This is a genomic window from Paraburkholderia sp. HP33-1, from assembly GCF_021390595.1.
GTDB lineage: Bacteria > Pseudomonadota > Gammaproteobacteria > Burkholderiales > Burkholderiaceae > Paraburkholderia.
In genome coordinates this window covers 3,300,917-3,316,069 of the sequence record NZ_JAJEJR010000001.1, presented here as the reverse complement: position 1 = coordinate 3,316,069, position 15,153 = coordinate 3,300,917, and the positions used below count along the sequence as shown (strand labels likewise).

Sequence of the window (15,153 nt, the reverse complement as noted above, 5' to 3'; positions counted from 1 at the left end):
ATCCGATGCCGGACGGCGTGCGTGAGACACGCGCAAGCCGTCCGGTCATCCGTCGAAATACCCCCGTTTCTCCGCCCTTATCCGCCGATCGGCGCTTGCGTCGAGCGGGAATAATCGCTCTCACTGGAAAGAGGCGTGGTGCCTCGGCCGACCGGAGAGCTTTGTGGCAGAGGACAGCGACCTCGAAAAAACCGAATCCGCCACCCCTCGGCGCCTGCAGAAGGCGCGCGAGGAGGGGCAGATCGTGCGTTCGCGGGAGCTGTCGACCTTCGCGCTGCTTGCGGCCGGGTTCTATGGCGTGTGGGGCATGTCCGACAGCATCGGCGATCATTTGCAGAACATGCTGCGTGCGTCGCTCACGTTCAACCACGCCAGCGCGTTCGACACGAGCCGCATGCTGATCGGCGCGGGCGCCGCGAGCCGCGAAGGACTCTATGCGCTACTGCCGATCCTCGCCATGACCGGACTTGCCGCCTTGCTCGCGCCGATGGCGCTCGGCGGCTGGCTGCTGTCGGCGAAAGGGCTCGAACCGAAGTTCAGCCGGCTGAATCCGATCGAGGGTCTCAGCCGGATGTTTTCGATCAACGGGCCGATCCAGCTCGGCATGTCGCTCGCGAAGACGCTCGTGGTAGGCCTCATCGGCGGGACGGCGATCTGGAATCGCCATGAGCAATTCCTCGCGCTCGCGACGCAGCCGCTCAATCTCGCGCTCGCCAATTCCGTGCATCTGATCGCGGTGTGCTGCGGCATGACGGTGGCCGGCATGTTCGCGGTGGCCGCGCTCGACGTGCCCTACCAGCTGTGGACGTTCCACAAGAAGCTGCGCATGACGAAGGAAGAAGTGAAGCGCGAGCATCGTGAGAGCGAAGGCGATCCGCACATCAAGGGCAAGATTCGCCAGCAGCAGCGCGCGATCGCGCGGCGCCGCATGATGGCGCAGGTGCCGAAGGCCGACGTGGTCGTGACGAACCCGACGCACTTCGCCGTCGCGCTGCAATACGCGGACGGCGAGATGCGCGCGCCGAAGGTGGTCGCGAAGGGCGTGAACCTCGTGGCCGCGCGGATTCGCGAGATCGCCGCCGAAAACAACGTGCCGCTGCTCGAAGCGCCGCCGCTCGCGCGGGCGCTTTATCACAACGTCGATCTGAATCGCGAGATTCCGGGGCCGCTGTATGGCGCGGTCGCGGAAGTGCTCGCGTGGGTCTATCAGTTGCGCCGCTACAAGTCCGAAGGCGGCGACGCCCCGGTCGCGCCGACCGAACTCGACGTGCCGCCCGAACTCGACAAGGGCGGGGTGTCGGACGAAGACGCCGCCGACGAAGCCGCCGACACGCTGAACCCCGCCAACGACGACCCGAGCAACGACAATAAGGGAGCCTCCGCATGAACGCTCGCGCCGGTTTCCTCGCCCGACGGCCGGATGCCTTGAACAGCACCAACCTGCGCGCCCTCGCCGGGCCGGTGCTGATCTGCATGATCCTCGGCATGATGATTCTGCCGTTGCCGCCGTTCCTGCTCGACCTGCTGTTCACCTTCAACATCGCGCTGTCGGTGATGGTGCTGCTCGTCAGCATGTACACGATGAAGCCGCTCGACTTCGCCGCGTTCCCAAGCGTGCTGCTGTTCTCGACGCTGCTGCGGCTGTCGCTGAACGTGGCGTCGACGCGGGTCGTGCTGCTCGAAGGCCATACCGGGCCAGACGCGGCCGGCCAGGTGATCGAGTCGTTCGGCCACTTCCTCGTGGGCGGCAACTTCGCGGTCGGTATCGTCGTCTTCATCATCCTGATGGTGATCAACTTCATGGTGATCACGAAGGGCGCGGGGCGGATCGCAGAAGTGTCCGCGCGCTTCACGCTCGACGCGATGCCCGGCAAGCAGATGGCGATCGACGCCGATCTGAACGCCGGCCTCATCAACGAAGAACAGGCCCGCAAGCGTCGCGCGGAAGTCTCGCAGGAAGCCGAGTTCTACGGCTCGATGGACGGTGCGAGCAAGTTCGTGCGCGGCGATGCGATCGCCGGTCTGCTGATCATGGTGATCAACATCGTCGGCGGGCTGATCGTCGGTATGGTCCAGCACGACATGAGTTTTGCGGCGGCGGGCAAGAACTACACGCTGCTGACGATCGGCGACGGCCTCGTCGCGCAGATTCCGTCGCTCGTGATTTCGACGGCGGCCGGCGTGATCGTGTCGCGCGTCGCGACCAACGAGGACATCGGCACGCAGCTGACCGGCCAGCTGTTCACGAATCCGCGCGTGCTGATGATCACCGGCTGCATCCTCGTGCTGATGGGTCTGATTCCGGGCATGCCGCACTTCGCGTTCCTGGTTCTCGGCGGCGGCCTGATCCAGCTCGGCCGCACGATGAAGAAGCGCGCCGAGGATCGCAAGAACGCGCCGGCGCACGTCGACGTCACGCCGGCCGCGCTGGCGCCGGTCGAAAACGCCGAGGCGAGCTGGGACGACGTGACGATGATCGACGCGCTCGGCCTCGAAGTCGGCTACCGGCTGATTCCGCTCGTCGACAAGAACTCCGACGGCGAACTGCTGAAGCGGATCAAGAGCATCCGCAAGAAGTTCGCGCAGGAGATCGGCTTCCTGCCGCCGGTCATTCATATCCGCGACAACCTCGAATTGCGGCCGAACGGCTATCGCATTGCGCTCAAGGGTGTCGAGGTCGGCTCGGGCGAGGCGTATCCGGGGCTGTGGCTCGCGATCAACCCCGGCCAGGTATCGGCCGCGCTGCCGGGCACGCCGACCCATGACCCGGCGTTCGGCCTGCCGGCGATCTGGATCGATACGAACCTGCGCGAACAGGCGCAGGTGTACGGCTACACGGTCGTCGATTCGAGCACGGTGGTCGCGACGCACCTGAATCATCTGGTCGTCACGCACGCGTCGGAACTGCTCGGTCGCCGCGAGGTGCAGGCGCTCATCGAGCGGATGCAGAAGGACACGCCGTCGCTCGTCGACGATCTGGTGCCGAAGGTGCTGCCGTTCACCACGTTGCAGAAGGTGCTGCAAAACCTGCTCGAAGAAGGCGTGCCGATCCGCGATATGCGCACGATCCTCGAAGCGCTGTCCGAGCACGCGACGAAGATCACCGACGCGCACGAACTCACCGCCGCGGTGCGCCTCGCGCTCGGTCGCGCGATCACGCAGCAGTGGTTCCCGGGCACCGGCGACATGCAGGTGATGGGCCTCGACGCCAACCTCGAACGGGTGCTGTCGCAGGCGCTATCGACCGGACCGAACCCGGGCCTCGAGCCGGGTCTCGCCAATACGCTGCTCACCGAAACACAGAAGGCGATGACGCGTCAGCAGAACCTGGGGCTCGCTCCGGTCCTGCTCGTGCAGCATGCGCTGCGGCCGATGCTGGCGCGCTTCCTGCGCCGCAGCCTGCCGCAGCTGAAGGTGCTGTCGTATGCGGAAGTGCCCGATACGCGCAGCGTCAAGGTGGTGAATCTGATCGGCGCGCACGGCTGACGAAGTCCGCTCGCTTGTGGTTGCAGGCAGCAGCCAAACCGGCGCTCCAGTGGGGCGCCGGTTTTCGTTTGCGCGCCTCTCCCGGGCTCATCAAGCAATGTGGCTGCTGTATGTCCATCGCACGAATTGCCGACCTTTAACGGTCTTTATCCATCGATCGTCGCTCGACACCTTTCGCAATAATTGATCGCAATGGGAAGCGGTGTATTGCCGGTCCGTCAGTCCGTTTACCTCATCGGGGGTCCAGCTTGAACATTCGTAAATTTGTCGGTGCTACCAATCGCGACGCCTTGCGTCTCGTTCGCGAAGCACTTGGCCCCGATGCAGTCGTGCTGTCGAATCGCACGATGGACGACGGCAGCGTCGAAATCGTCGCACTCGCCGATAGCGATCTCGCCGCGATCACGCCGAAAGCGCGCGAAGCGGCTCAGGCCGGCGCACGGGCCGCGGCACCGGCGAATCCGTACGCAAGCGCAATGCCGGACGTGTTTTCGTCGGTGTTCGGCGCGAGCCCGGAAGCAGGGGCTGAAGCGATGCCGGTGAATGCGTCGGCGAACTCGACAGTCAACCAGGCGCTCAATGCGTCCGCGAATGAGGCGCCTCTCGCCATCGCGAAAGCGTTTGCGCCGACGACCGCCTTGCCCGGCAATCTTCCAGTTAGCCCGGCGATGCTGGGCACAACCGGCGCGACGGGCATCACGGTCGCATCCGCAGCCGTCGCGGCAGGTGCCGCGCCCGCCGCTTCCGCCGCACCTTCCGGCGCCAGCGCCCGTGCCGCGGCCACGCGCCTGTCCAAAGACATCCGTGCGGATCTGCTGCAAGCGGCCGGTGTGCCGGTGCCGCCGGCTGCCGCCTCCGGCAAAGCCGCCGCGCCGCGCACGATGGCCGAGTCGAATCCGTGGCTCATCGATCACGCGCGCCGCATCGCGGCCGAGCAGCAGCAACAGAGCGGCGAATACAGCGCGCGTCCCGCCGCGATGACGCCCGCCGTCGCGACCGCCAAAGGCCTCGGCAGCGCGGTCGACGCGCGTGCAGCCGCCGTACCGCCGGTGATCGACACGCCCGCCTGGGCGCGCGAAGCCGCTGAAGTCGCCGCGCGCCGCGCCGCGCAGAAGCTCGCGCCCGCGCCGTCCGCCACCGACGAAGGCCGCACGTCGGCCGCCGTCGCCGAAGCGATCAAGGGGCGCATGGAGCAGGTCGTCAAGGACACTGTCATGAACGAGCTGTCGTCGATGCGCGACATGATGGAAGAGCACTTCGCGGGTCTGCTGTGGGGCGATCGGCAGCGCCGCAATCCGTCACGCGCCGCGCTGACCAAGCATCTGTTCGCCGCGGGCTTTTCCGCGCAGCTCGTGCAGATGATGGTCGACAACCTGCCCGAAGACATCGACACGATGGACGGCGGCATGGACTGGGTCCGCTCGGTGCTCGAATCGAACCTGCCGGTGATGGAAGACGAAGACGCGCTGATGGAGCGCGGGGGCGTGTTCGCGTTGATGGGCCCGACCGGCGTCGGCAAGACCACGACCACCGCGAAGCTCGCCGCGCGCTGTGTGATGCGCTTCGGCGCGAGCAAGGTGGCGCTGCTGACGACCGACAGCTACCGCATCGGCGGTCATGAACAGCTGCGCATCTTCGGCAAGATTCTCGGCGTCTCGGTGCATGCGGTGAAAGACAGCGCCGATCTGCAACTCGCGCTCTCCGAGCTGCGCAACAAGCACATCGTGCTGATCGACACGATCGGCATGAGCCAGCGCGACCGCCTCGTGTCCGACCAGATCGCGATGCTGTGCCGCGCCGGCCAGCCGGTGCAGCGTCTGCTGCTGCTCAACGCGACTAGCCACGGCGATACGTTGAACGAAGTCGTGCAGGCGTATCAGCGCGCGCCGGACCAGCAGCCGCTCGCCGGCTGCATCCTCACCAAACTCGACGAAGCGACCAACCTGGGCGGCGTGCTCGATGCGGTGATCCGCTACAAGTTGCCGGTGCATTACGTATCGACCGGGCAGAAGGTGCCGGAGAACCTGTACGTCGCGACGAAGAAATTCCTGATCAAGAGCACGTTCTGCATTCCGCGCGACAACTCGCCGTTCGTACCGCACGACGACAACATCCCTGCTTTGCTGTCCTCGCTGTCGGCACGTTCGACGGCCGAGCTGCATGAGGTTCGCTTTGGATAAGTTCGTTTCCGATCAGGCGGAAGGCCTGCGGCGGCTGCTCGCGCGCGGCGGTGCGCGCGTGATCGCGTTGGCGGGTGCGTCGGCGGGCGTGGGCAATACGACCGTGGCGGTCAACCTCGCCGCGGCGCTCGCGCAACAGGGCAAGGACGTGCTCGTGATCGACGAATGCGTCGGTGAGAAATCGGTGAGCGCGATGCTCGGCGGCTTGCGCGGCGCGGGCAACTTCGCCGCGGTGATGCGCGGCGAGACCCCGGTCGACTTCGCGGCCGCGCGTCACGCGCTCGGCTTTTCGGTGCTGGCCGCCTCGCGCAACAACCGCGAGGGCCATACGGAGGCCGAGTTCAGCGTGCTGCTCGGAGGCTCGGCCGACGTCGTGCTGATCGACGCGCAACTCGACGACGAAGGGCATCTGTCGCCGCTCGCGAAGCAGGCGCACGACGTGATGATCGTCGCGCGCGTCTCGGGCGAGGCGATCACCGACGCGTACGCGTGCATCAAGCGTTTGCATTACGGGCACGCGATCGCGCAGCTGCGCGTGCTCGCCAATCACGTGCAAAGCGCAAGCGACGCGCATGCCGCGTTCACGAATCTCGCCGGCGTGGCCGGCCGCTACCTGACCGTCGCGCTGGAGGACGCCGGCTGCATCGCAGCCGACGTGCGCGTCGTGCGGGCGCTCGAATTGTCGCGCTGTGTGGTCGACGCGTTCCCGTCGACACCGGCCGCGCGCGACTTCCGCCATCTCGCCGCGGAATTGCAGTATTGGCCGATGCGGCCAGCGATGTCGTCGCAAACGCCCTGGCGGGCACCTGCGACAGTTTCAGCGGCGCACCACGCCGACCAACCGTCCGCGCAGCACGCTTAGAAGGCGCGCACGAGGGACAAGGGGAGCACGATGTACAACGCCCAGGGAAAGATTTCTCAGGCCGAAGTTCTGACGAAGTACGCACCGCTCGTGCGTCGACTCGGCTTGCAGCTCGTCGCGAAAATGCCGGCAAGCGTCGATCTCGACGACCTGATCCAGGCCGGCATGATCGGCTTGCTGGATGCCGCCGGCCGCTACAAGGAAGACCAGGGCGCACAGTTCGAGACCTATGCCAGTCAGCGCATTCGCGGCGCGATGCTCGATGAGCTGCGCAGTAACGACTGGCTGCCGCGCAGCCTGCGACGCACGTCGCGCGAAGTGGAAACCGCAGTGCATAAAGTCGAGCAGAGCCTCGGCCGTTCGGCGAGCGAGGCGGAGATCGCCGAGCACCTGAAGATGCCGCTCGACGAATACCAGTCGATGCTGCAGGACCTGCACGGCAGCCAGCTGATCTACTACGAAGACTTTGACCGCTCCGCTGACGACGAGCCTTTTCTGGACCGCTATTGCGTCGATCATTCCGATCCGCTCTCGGCGCTGCTCGACGACAACCTGCGTTCGGCGGTCGTCGATGCGATCGACCGGTTGCCGGAGCGCGAGAAACTACTGATGTCGCTCTACTACGAGCGCGGTATGAATCTGCGCGAGATCGGCGCGGTAATGGAAGTCAGCGAATCGCGCGTGTGCCAGCTGCACAGCCAGGCTGTGGCACGCCTGCGTGCCCGGCTGCGGGAACTGGCCTGGGCGAACGCCGAAGCGAACTGAAGCGACTGCGGGGCAAGCCCGCCGCTTTTCAGGCGGGGCCTTCAGACGCGGCAGCGCGCTGCTGCCGATGTGCGGCGCAGCGCGCGCCCTAACCCCCTACGGTTGCTCATGCGTCCGCCATCTCATGCTCGGCGGCGAGTGCGAGAAAAGCCGAGCGCGACATACCGCGCGCCTGCGCATACGCGTCGATCTCCTGCACCAGCACCTCGGGCAGCGAGATGTTGATGCGGACCGCCTTCTTCAACGCCGGAATGTTGCGCGTCGTCACGAAACCCCACGTAAAACCCTCGAACTCGGGATTGCGCCGATGCTCGCCGAGCGTGAGCGGCTCGGGCAGCGGCAGCCCTTCGTCGAGCAGCGTTTCGAGATGCGATTCGATCGCCTCTTTTGCGTTCACGTACGCATGTTCGAGCGTGTCGCCCGCGGAGTAGCAGCCCGGAATGTCGGGCACCACGACGCCGAACGCGTGCGTGTTGTCTCCGGGTTCGATGGCGATCGGAAAGATCAGATGCTTCATTTGAGCCCCGCCTGTTTCAGAATGCTGTTCAGGGTGCCGGCCGGCAAATCTTTTTTCGGGTGCGGGACGGTCACCAGCCGCCGGTTTTCCGCGTGCCTGAAATGATGGTGACTGCCCGCGATGCGGACGAGCTGCCAACCATGCGCTTGAATCAATTTGACGACCTCGGCACTGTTCATACATCACACCCTCCATCATACACACGATTACACAAACCTACTAGCGGGCAAGATTCCGCCTATCGATGCGCGGCCATGTCGAAGCTGCGGCGCCGGCGAAGACTTGAGTGAAGGCATCATTTCAGCCTGACGAGGTGGACTAGCGCTAGCTAGCCGAATGGCTAACGCAGCGTGGGATGGAGAGGGAGGCGGGTGAAAAACGGGCGGCAGAAAAGGAGAAGGCCCGTCGATGACGGGCCTTCTGATTCACTTCGGATCGTGCTCGATTGCAGGTCGGGCAGGCGGGCCGGTCAAAGTCCGGAATAAGCCGGAATTCGCCCATCCGGCCCATACAGGTTCGCCTTGCGCGGCACGGTGACCTGAAGCGCCTTCAGCGCGCGCTGGTTGTAGTCCATCCGCACGCGGATCAGCTCGCCGTTGTTGGTGTTGACGCGCCGCGCGCGGTCCACCGCTTTCTGCAGCAGCTTCCATTGCGTCGCGACACGCGTGTCGGTGCTTGCCGCGAGTTCCATGCCGGGCCAGCCGGCCGGAAAGCCGAGCTCGGCCAGATGCGCGTCGCGCGCGGCTTCGAGCCTCGCGAGCACGCCGATCAGCTCGGTCTTCTTCTCGACGATGGCGGGCAACTGCTCCAACGGCGAGACCGCGGTCAGCGCTTTGGTTTCGAGAGTGAGGATCGAGGCGAACGCCTCGACGGTCGAATATTCTTCGATCAGGGTGGCAACCAGGGCGTCTTTCATGTCAACAACTCGCTACGCACAACGGCTCCCGAACGACGCGCGAGCCAGGTTGGTCGGATGCCGCCCGGCAGGTCACCGCGCGGCGAGATGCCGATCAGTTGCCGGTCGACGAGGTTTTGTTCTGCAACAAGTCGCGCGCCGTCTGCAGCACGCCGTCGGCGATCTTGCCGGAGTCGATCTGCAGCGTGCCGCTTTTGATCGCCTGTTTGATCGATTCGACATGCGCGGTGTCGATGTCGGCCGAACCGGAGGCCGCGAGGCTGCGCAGATGCTGCGACAGACCCGACAGGCTCACGTTCGTGTCGCCCGACGTGCTGCTCGCGGCTGGCGCGGCCGCGCTCGTCGTGCCCTGCGTGGCGCTGGCTGCCGACGTGGCTTCGCCGCTCTGCTGTGAACGGGACAAAGCGTCTTTCAACGACGCCAGATTCGAAGAGGTGGTGGGATCGACTTTCACGATTGGCTTCCCTAACGATTTGATCCTGATAACGGCAACCGCCGATCAAAACTTTAGCGCAATCGCTCGGCATCCGACCCGCCAATGCGTGGCCATCTGCCCCTTTCAATACTGCTTTGCCAGCCTTCGCCGCCGCCAGCGCGCTCACATCTGGATCTCCACCGTTCCGCCATCCTTGACGATGCCGGAGACGATCTGGCCGCTCGCGGTCTTCACGCGCACCTGCTGGCCCGGCGACGCGTTGTTCATCGCGCTGCCCTCGGACGAAATCGAGAAACCGTCGCCGGCCGCCACGACCCGCACGGTCTGGCCGAATACCACCGCCGACGCGCTCTTCAGCATGTCGCGGCGCAGCGGCATGCCGCCCGCGAGCCGCACGAGCGAGACCGAGCCGACCGCCTGCGACGGATCGGTGACGATCGACTGCGGCAGGCCGGTCAGGTCGCCGTCACGCGCGACGAGGTCGGCGGCGGTGAGCACTTCGCCCGGCGCCATCGCGCGGGCGGTGAGGTAGTACGTCGCATACAGCGAGATGCGCGCCTGCAGATAGATCGTCCACGGCCGCTCGCCCGCGCAGCGCACGCCGACCGTCAGCCGGCCCCAAAGGCGCCCGCCGGTCGGCATGAATGGTTCGAGCGACGTGCACGCGGCGAGACCGCGCGGAAACGCGGACGTGACGGTGATGTCGACCTTGCCGGGCAGACCGACGGCCTGCTGTTGCAGGAACGCAAGCGCGGCCGCGTGAATCGCTTCCGGGTCCTGCTGGCCCGGAAGCGGCGCCGGTTGCGCTGGCTTCGCTGCGGTGGCGCCCGGCGGCGTTCTCTGTGCGATGGCGATGGCCGGTTGGCGCGACGTCGGCGGCGTCACGGGCATTCTCGCAAGCGCGGAACTGGCCGGTCGCGGGGCAGCGCTCGCGATCGGTTTGCCATTCGTGTCGAACTCGGGCGGCTCGCCACGCGACGCGAGGCTGTCGAAACCGTCGCCTTGCTGCGCACTGGCCGCGACCGCACGCGGATTCACGAGGCCGGCGGCCGTGCCCGCTTCGAGATTGACGCGCGCGACGCCCGGCGCCCCCGTACTGGCCGGCGGTGGAATCGTCACGACGCCGTTGGCGTCTGGTTTGAGGTTGGTGCGGATCATGGCCGGCGCGGTTGCAGCGGGCTCGCCCGCGCCAGCAATCACGATCGCGCCGCTCGCGCTCGCGGCGCGGGCGAAGGCATCAGTGTCGCGGGAGGCGGGCGCGCGGCCGAGCGACTGTGCGGTCGCCGCCGCTAGCGAGGCCGCAGATGCGCTGCGCTGCGCCGGCGTCTGAATCCGTTGCGCGAGATCGTTCAGCGCGGCGGGATTTTTCTCGCCCGGTCCGGGAATCACGATCGCGCCACCCGCATCCTGTGCGCGGGTCGTAGCCGGCAGCAGCACGATACCGCCCGCCACCCACACCGCGACGCTCACGATCACTCGAGTCAGGCAACGTACAAGCCAACGCGCGGGAGCGCGCAGCAATGCTCGCGCACCCGCGCCCTCACAGGCATCGACCCCGTCGCCACCCCCGCGGCGCATCGTCGTGCTGCTCGCACGCTGCGGCAAGGTGTGGGTGGGCTGGTCCATCGCGGGTCTCCATCGAATGCATCGGTACGCCTTGCATTCTAGTGAGCACCCCTTTCGCACAAACGTTGAATAGAAGCCCCCTTTCCCGGTTATTCGTCCGATTGCCGCTTGCGCCCGACCCATAAGATGCACCACATGCAAAAAGGCCTTTGCACCCGCCACGCGTCTCGCATGATGCGCACACGGGACGGCCTTGGAAACGTTCTCGGGAGATTTCCATGCTGGACAAACTCGATGCCGAATTCGCGTTCGGCCGGCAGGCGATGGATGTGCGGGCCTACCGGCAGGAACTGCTGTCATCGAATATCGCCAATGCCGACACACCCGGCTACAAGGCACGCGACATCGACTTCGCGTCGTCGCTCGCCGGCGCTTTGAAGAAGACGGGCGGCAGCACCGCGGGGCAGGGCACATCGAACAGCTCGACGCTCGCGATGACGCAGCCGGCCGGCGTGACGAGCGGCATGTCGATGAGCACGACCGAGGCGGGGCACATGAGCGGCAAGGCGACGTTGACGGCGACGGGCGGCAGCCCCGACGACTACGGCAATTTGCAATACCGGATTCCGCAGCAGCCGGCGCTCGACGGCAACACTGTCGACGTCGACACCGAGCGCGTGCAATTCGCCGACAACACGGTGCACTTCGAGTCGGGCATGACGGTCGTGTCGAACCAGATCAAGACGATGCTGTCGGCGATCACGTCGGGCTCGTAAGCCGCGCACGCTGAACAGCACACGAGCAGAGCGCATGGCCGCTGATACAGGCAGCACGCACGAACAGAAACGCTACGGGAATTAACGTGAAGCCGGTGCGAATCGGCAGGAGAGGTCAGGAAACATGCCATCCCTGATGAATATTTTCGGTGTCGCGGGCTCCGCGATGTCGGCGCAGTCGGAGCGGCTCAACGTGACGGCGTCGAACCTCGCCAACGCGGACAGCACGACGGGCCCCGACGGCCAGCCGTATAAGGCCAAGCAGGTCGTGTTCGCGGTGAACCCGCTCGGCGGCGCCCGCTCGGGATCCGGCCAGCAGGTCGGCGGCGTGCAGGTGACCGGCGTGGTCGACGATCCGTCGCCGATGAAAACCGCGTACGAACCCGGCAATCCGGCCGCCAACGCGGACGGCTACGTGACGCTGCCCAACGTCGACCCGGTGCAGGAGATGGTCAACATGATCTCGGCGTCGCGTTCGTACCAGGCCAACGTCGAAACGCTGAACACCGCCAAAACCCTGATGCTGAAAACGCTCACGATCGGAACCTGAGGAGAGAGCCTTGACCACCAACACCACCATCGGCAGCAGCGGCACGACCGTTTCGCAAACGTTGCTCGACACGATGAACGGCACGAGCAGCAGCTCGAGCTCGACCAGCTCGACGAGCAGCACGTCGGGCACGTCGGCCTCGGACCTGCAGAACACCTTCCTGCAACTTCTCGTCGCGCAGTTGAAGAACCAGGACCCGACCAGCCCGATGGACAGCTCGCAGATGACCTCGCAGCTTGCCCAGATCAGCACGGTGCAGGGCATCAGCACTCTCAATACGTCCTTGAGCTCACTGTCTACTCAGCTGTCGGCCAGCGAGCAGTCGCAGGCCGCGCTGCTGATCGGCTCGAGCGTGCTCGCGTCGGGCAACTCGGTCACGGTATCGAGCGGCAAGGCGAGCGAGTTCGGCGTCACGCTCGCGAACTCCGTCAGCGACCTGCAGGTCGTCGTGAAGAACTCGGCTGGCACGATCGTCAACACGATCGATCTCGGCAAGCAGTCGGCCGGCACGATTCCGATCAGCTGGACGCCGACCGACTCGTCGGGCGCCACGCTCGCGGACGGCACCTACACGATCACCGCGACCGGCACGATCAACGGCCAGCAGGCGACGGCCACCACGCTCACCAGCGGGACAGTCGAAAGCGTCGTCCAGCAGAGCAGCGGCACGCCGGGCCTCGTGCTGTCGAACGGTTCGACGGTCGGCCTGACCAGCGTCGCCGCGATCCTGTAAGCCGGATCCATCCAGTTACGACTTTCCAGATACGGAGTACGTCATGAGTTACCAAACAGGTTTGAGCGGTCTGTCGGCGTCGTCGAGCGATCTCGACGTGATCGGCAACAACATCGCCAACTCCAATACGGTCGGCTTCAAGAGCGGCACCGCCGAATTCGCCGACATGTACGCCAATTCCGTCGCGACCGCGGTGAACCAGCAGATCGGTATCGGCACGAAACTCTCGGAAGTGCAGCAGCAGTTCTCGCAAGGCACGATCACGACGACGAACCAGGCGCTGAACGTCGCGATCAACGGCAACGGCTTCTTCCAGATGTCGAACAACGGCACGCTGACCTATTCGCGTAACGGCGTGTTCCAGCTCGACAAGAACGGCTACATCACGAACGCGCAGGGCCTCCAGCTGATGGGCTACGCCGCGAACAGTTCGGGCATCATCAACTCCGCGCAGACCGTGCCGCTGACGGTGCCGACCGCGAATATCGCGCCGCAGGCGACCAGCAAGATCACTGCGGGCCTGAACCTGAACGCGCAGGACAGCATCATGCTCGGCTCGCCGACCGCGACGCCCGCCGGCACCAACACCGGTACGCTGAGCACGACCGGCGCGACGATCACCAACGCGGCCGCGGGCACCAACACCGACAACTACACGATCAACTTCCCGACCACTACCACCTACACGGTCACAGACACGACGACCGGCGTCACGGGTGCGTCCCAGACCTTCACGGCGGGCACCGCGATCACGCTCGGCAACGGCGAGAGCATCACCTTCAGCGGCGCGCCGGCGGCCGGCGACAGCTACACGATCACGCAGAACCCGACCACGTTCGACCAGACCAGCTCGTCGACCTACAACTACTCGACGAGCACGACGGCCTACGATTCGCTCGGCGGCTCGCAGACGGTCAACATGTACTTCGCGAAGACGGGCTCGGGTACGTGGGACGTGTACGCTGGCCCCTCGACCGGCACCGCGACGCTGGTCGGCACGGCGAACTTCAATTCGTCGGGCACGCTGGTCAGCACGACCGACGCGAGCGGCGTCGCGACCTCGACGCTCGGCGCGTTCACCCTGTCGGTCCCGACTACCGACGGTTCGGGCACGCCGCAGAACATCACGCTGAACATGGGCAGCACCACGCAATACGGCGGCAAGGACGGCGTGAACAGCCTGTCGACCGACGGCTATGCGGCAGGCACGCTGACGAGCTTCACGGTCGGCTCCGACGGCACGCTGACGGGCAACTACTCGAACGGCCAGACCGAGGCGCTCGGCCAGATCGTGCTGGCGAACTTCTCGAACCAGAACGGCCTCGTCGACCTCGGCAACAACGAGTACGAACAGACGGCGGCCTCGGGCGTCGCGCAGATCTCGACACCGGGCTCGACCAATCACGGCGTGCTGCAAGGCGGCGCGGTCGAGGACTCGAACGTCGATCTGACGAGCGAGCTGGTCAACCTGATCACCGCGCAGCGCAACTATCAGGCAAACGCGCAGACGATCAAGACCCAGCAGAGCGTCGACCAGACCCTGATCAACCTGTAAGCGAACGGGACCTCTTCATGGATCGGCTGATCTACACCGCGATGTCTGGCAGCGCGCAGGCGCTCGAACAGCAGGCGATCGTCGCGAACAACCTCGCGAACGCGTCGACCACGGGCTTTCGCGCGCAGCTCGAAACCTACCGCGCCGTACCGATGTCGTTCGGCGACGGCAGCACGATCAACGACGACACGACCCGCACGTTCGTGCTGTCGTCAACGCCGGGCGCCGACTACACGCCGGGGCCGATCCAGCAGACGGGCAATCCGCTCGACGTCGCGATTCAGGGACCGGGCTGGCTGTCGGTGCAGACCGCCGACGGCACCGAGGCCTACACGCGCGCGGGCAATCTGCACATCGACGAAAACGGCCAGCTCGTGAACGCGACCAATCAGGTCGTGCTCGGCAACGGTGGGCCGGTGTCGGTGCCGGCGGGCGCGCAGATCACGATCGGCAAGGACGGCACGGTGTCGGCGCTGACCCCGGGCGATCCGCCCAAGGCTGTCGTCACCGTCGATCAGCTGAAGCTCGTGAATCCCGATCCGCAGACGCTCACGCGCGGCGATGACGGCCTGTTTCGCACCGCCGACGGCAACCCCGCCGACGCCGATCCGACCGTGACGGTCGCGCCGGCGTCGCTCGAGGGCAGCAACGTGAATCCGGTCAGCGCGATGGTCTCGATGATCACCAACGCGCGTCAGTTCCAGATGCAAACGCAGTTGCTGGAAAACGCCGACAAGAATGACCAGTCCGCCAACCAGCTGCTCAGCTTCAGCTAACGGATTGCCACGGGGTGCGCTACGAGGCGCGCTCC

The 15,153-nt window shown here is 65.8% G+C and carries 15 protein-coding genes; 10 read left to right on the top strand and 5 right to left on the bottom strand.

The annotated features are described in order from the left end of the window. Window positions 1–163: 163 nt before the first annotated feature. The 5 genes from flhB (at window position 164) to L0U81_RS15295 (ending at window position 7,293) form a co-directional block, all read left to right on the top strand. On the top strand, window positions 164–1,387 hold the full coding sequence (gene flhB / locus L0U81_RS15315) for a flagellar biosynthesis protein FlhB (protein ID WP_233803946.1): 1,224 nt from the start codon (window positions 164–166) through the stop codon (window positions 1,385–1,387). Further along, the gene (gene flhA / locus L0U81_RS15310) at window positions 1,384–3,486 is read left to right on the top strand and encodes a flagellar biosynthesis protein FlhA (RefSeq protein ID WP_233803944.1); all 2,103 of its coding nucleotides are present in this window, start codon (window positions 1,384–1,386) and stop codon (window positions 3,484–3,486) included. The genes flhB and flhA overlap by 4 nt, the downstream gene beginning before the upstream one ends. 248 nt (window positions 3,487–3,734) lie before the next feature. Next, window positions 3,735–5,666: a flagellar biosynthesis protein FlhF gene (flhF, locus tag L0U81_RS15305; protein ID WP_233803942.1), complete on the top strand. Its 1,932-nt coding sequence runs from the start codon at window positions 3,735–3,737 to the stop codon at window positions 5,664–5,666. Then, window positions 5,659–6,528 (top strand): MinD/ParA family ATP-binding protein, encoded by an 870-nt coding sequence (locus L0U81_RS15300; RefSeq protein ID WP_233803940.1) that lies wholly within the window; start codon window positions 5,659–5,661, stop codon window positions 6,526–6,528. Before flhF ends, L0U81_RS15300 begins: the two co-directional genes overlap by 8 nt. A gap of 30 nt (window positions 6,529–6,558) precedes the next feature. After that, complete coding sequence (locus tag L0U81_RS15295; RefSeq protein WP_233803938.1) at window positions 6,559–7,293, top strand: RNA polymerase sigma factor FliA; 735 nt, start codon at window positions 6,559–6,561, stop codon at window positions 7,291–7,293. 106 nt (window positions 7,294–7,399) lie between these two features. Here L0U81_RS15295 and L0U81_RS15290 read toward each other — a convergent pair whose 3' ends face one another. The 5 genes from L0U81_RS15290 to flgA all read right to left on the bottom strand — a co-directional run bounded on the left by L0U81_RS15290 (window position 7,400) and on the right by flgA (window position 10,788). After that, entirely contained in the window at window positions 7,400–7,810 is a 411-nt protein-coding gene (locus L0U81_RS15290) for a type II toxin-antitoxin system HicB family antitoxin (protein ID WP_233803936.1), read from the bottom strand. Next, entirely contained in the window at window positions 7,807–7,989 is a 183-nt protein-coding gene (locus L0U81_RS15285) for a type II toxin-antitoxin system HicA family toxin (protein WP_233803934.1), read from the bottom strand. Before L0U81_RS15285 ends, L0U81_RS15290 begins: the two co-directional genes overlap by 4 nt. A gap of 290 nt (window positions 7,990–8,279) precedes the next feature. Continuing rightward, window positions 8,280–8,726, bottom strand: coding sequence for a flagella synthesis protein FlgN (locus L0U81_RS15280; RefSeq protein WP_233803932.1), 447 nt, complete (start codon window positions 8,724–8,726; stop codon window positions 8,280–8,282). A 94-nt stretch (window positions 8,727–8,820) separates the two neighbouring features. Further along, window positions 8,821–9,180: a flagellar biosynthesis anti-sigma factor FlgM gene (gene flgM, locus L0U81_RS15275; protein WP_233803930.1), complete on the bottom strand. Its 360-nt coding sequence runs from the start codon at window positions 9,178–9,180 to the stop codon at window positions 8,821–8,823. A 144-nt stretch (window positions 9,181–9,324) separates the two neighbouring features. Beyond that, window positions 9,325–10,788 (bottom strand): flagellar basal body P-ring formation chaperone FlgA, encoded by a 1,464-nt coding sequence (gene flgA, locus L0U81_RS15270; protein WP_233803928.1) that lies wholly within the window; start codon window positions 10,786–10,788, stop codon window positions 9,325–9,327. A 218-nt stretch (window positions 10,789–11,006) separates the two neighbouring features. Between flgA and flgB the strand changes: the two genes are divergently transcribed. The 5 genes from flgB to flgF all read left to right on the top strand — a co-directional run bounded on the left by flgB (window position 11,007) and on the right by flgF (window position 15,118). Next, a complete protein-coding gene (gene flgB, locus L0U81_RS15265; RefSeq protein ID WP_233803926.1) occupies window positions 11,007–11,504 on the top strand; it encodes a flagellar basal body rod protein FlgB in 498 nt (165 codons plus the stop codon). A gap of 124 nt (window positions 11,505–11,628) precedes the next feature. Then, on the top strand, window positions 11,629–12,054 hold the full coding sequence (gene flgC, locus L0U81_RS15260) for a flagellar basal body rod protein FlgC (protein ID WP_008923533.1): 426 nt from the start codon (window positions 11,629–11,631) through the stop codon (window positions 12,052–12,054). 10 nt (window positions 12,055–12,064) lie between these two features. Then, window positions 12,065–12,787: a flagellar hook assembly protein FlgD gene (locus L0U81_RS15255; protein WP_233803924.1), complete on the top strand. Its 723-nt coding sequence runs from the start codon at window positions 12,065–12,067 to the stop codon at window positions 12,785–12,787. Between the two features lie 43 nt (window positions 12,788–12,830). Next, window positions 12,831–14,342, top strand: a complete 1,512-nt coding sequence (locus L0U81_RS15250) for a flagellar hook protein FlgE (protein ID WP_233803922.1) — start codon at window positions 12,831–12,833, stop codon at window positions 14,340–14,342. Between the two features lie 17 nt (window positions 14,343–14,359). Continuing rightward, complete coding sequence (flgF, locus tag L0U81_RS15245) at window positions 14,360–15,118, top strand: flagellar basal-body rod protein FlgF (RefSeq protein ID WP_233803921.1); 759 nt, start codon at window positions 14,360–14,362, stop codon at window positions 15,116–15,118. The last annotated feature ends 35 nt before the right edge of the window (window positions 15,119–15,153 follow it).

What these genes read in the sequence shown, in the direction of transcription:
- L0U81_RS15280 (WP_233803932.1), bottom strand. Translation starts at nt 8,726, where the DNA reads ATGAAAGACGCCCTGGTTGCCACCCTGATCGAAGAATATTCGACCGTC.
- flgB (WP_233803926.1), top strand. Translation starts at nt 11,007, where the DNA reads ATGCTGGACAAACTCGATGCCGAATTCGCGTTCGGCCGGCAGGCGATG.
- L0U81_RS15295 (WP_233803938.1), top strand. Translation starts at nt 6,559, where the DNA reads ATGTACAACGCCCAGGGAAAGATTTCTCAGGCCGAAGTTCTGACGAAG.
- flgF (WP_233803921.1), top strand. Translation starts at nt 14,360, where the DNA reads ATGGATCGGCTGATCTACACCGCGATGTCTGGCAGCGCGCAGGCGCTC.
- L0U81_RS15250 (WP_233803922.1), top strand. Translation starts at nt 12,831, where the DNA reads ATGAGTTACCAAACAGGTTTGAGCGGTCTGTCGGCGTCGTCGAGCGAT.
- flgC (WP_008923533.1), top strand. Translation starts at nt 11,629, where the DNA reads ATGCCATCCCTGATGAATATTTTCGGTGTCGCGGGCTCCGCGATGTCG.
- L0U81_RS15285 (WP_233803934.1), bottom strand. Translation starts at nt 7,989, where the DNA reads ATGAACAGTGCCGAGGTCGTCAAATTGATTCAAGCGCATGGTTGGCAG.
- flhA (WP_233803944.1), top strand. Translation starts at nt 1,384, where the DNA reads ATGAACGCTCGCGCCGGTTTCCTCGCCCGACGGCCGGATGCCTTGAAC.
- L0U81_RS15290 (WP_233803936.1), bottom strand. Translation starts at nt 7,810, where the DNA reads ATGAAGCATCTGATCTTTCCGATCGCCATCGAACCCGGAGACAACACG.
- flgA (WP_233803928.1), bottom strand. Translation starts at nt 10,788, where the DNA reads ATGGACCAGCCCACCCACACCTTGCCGCAGCGTGCGAGCAGCACGACG.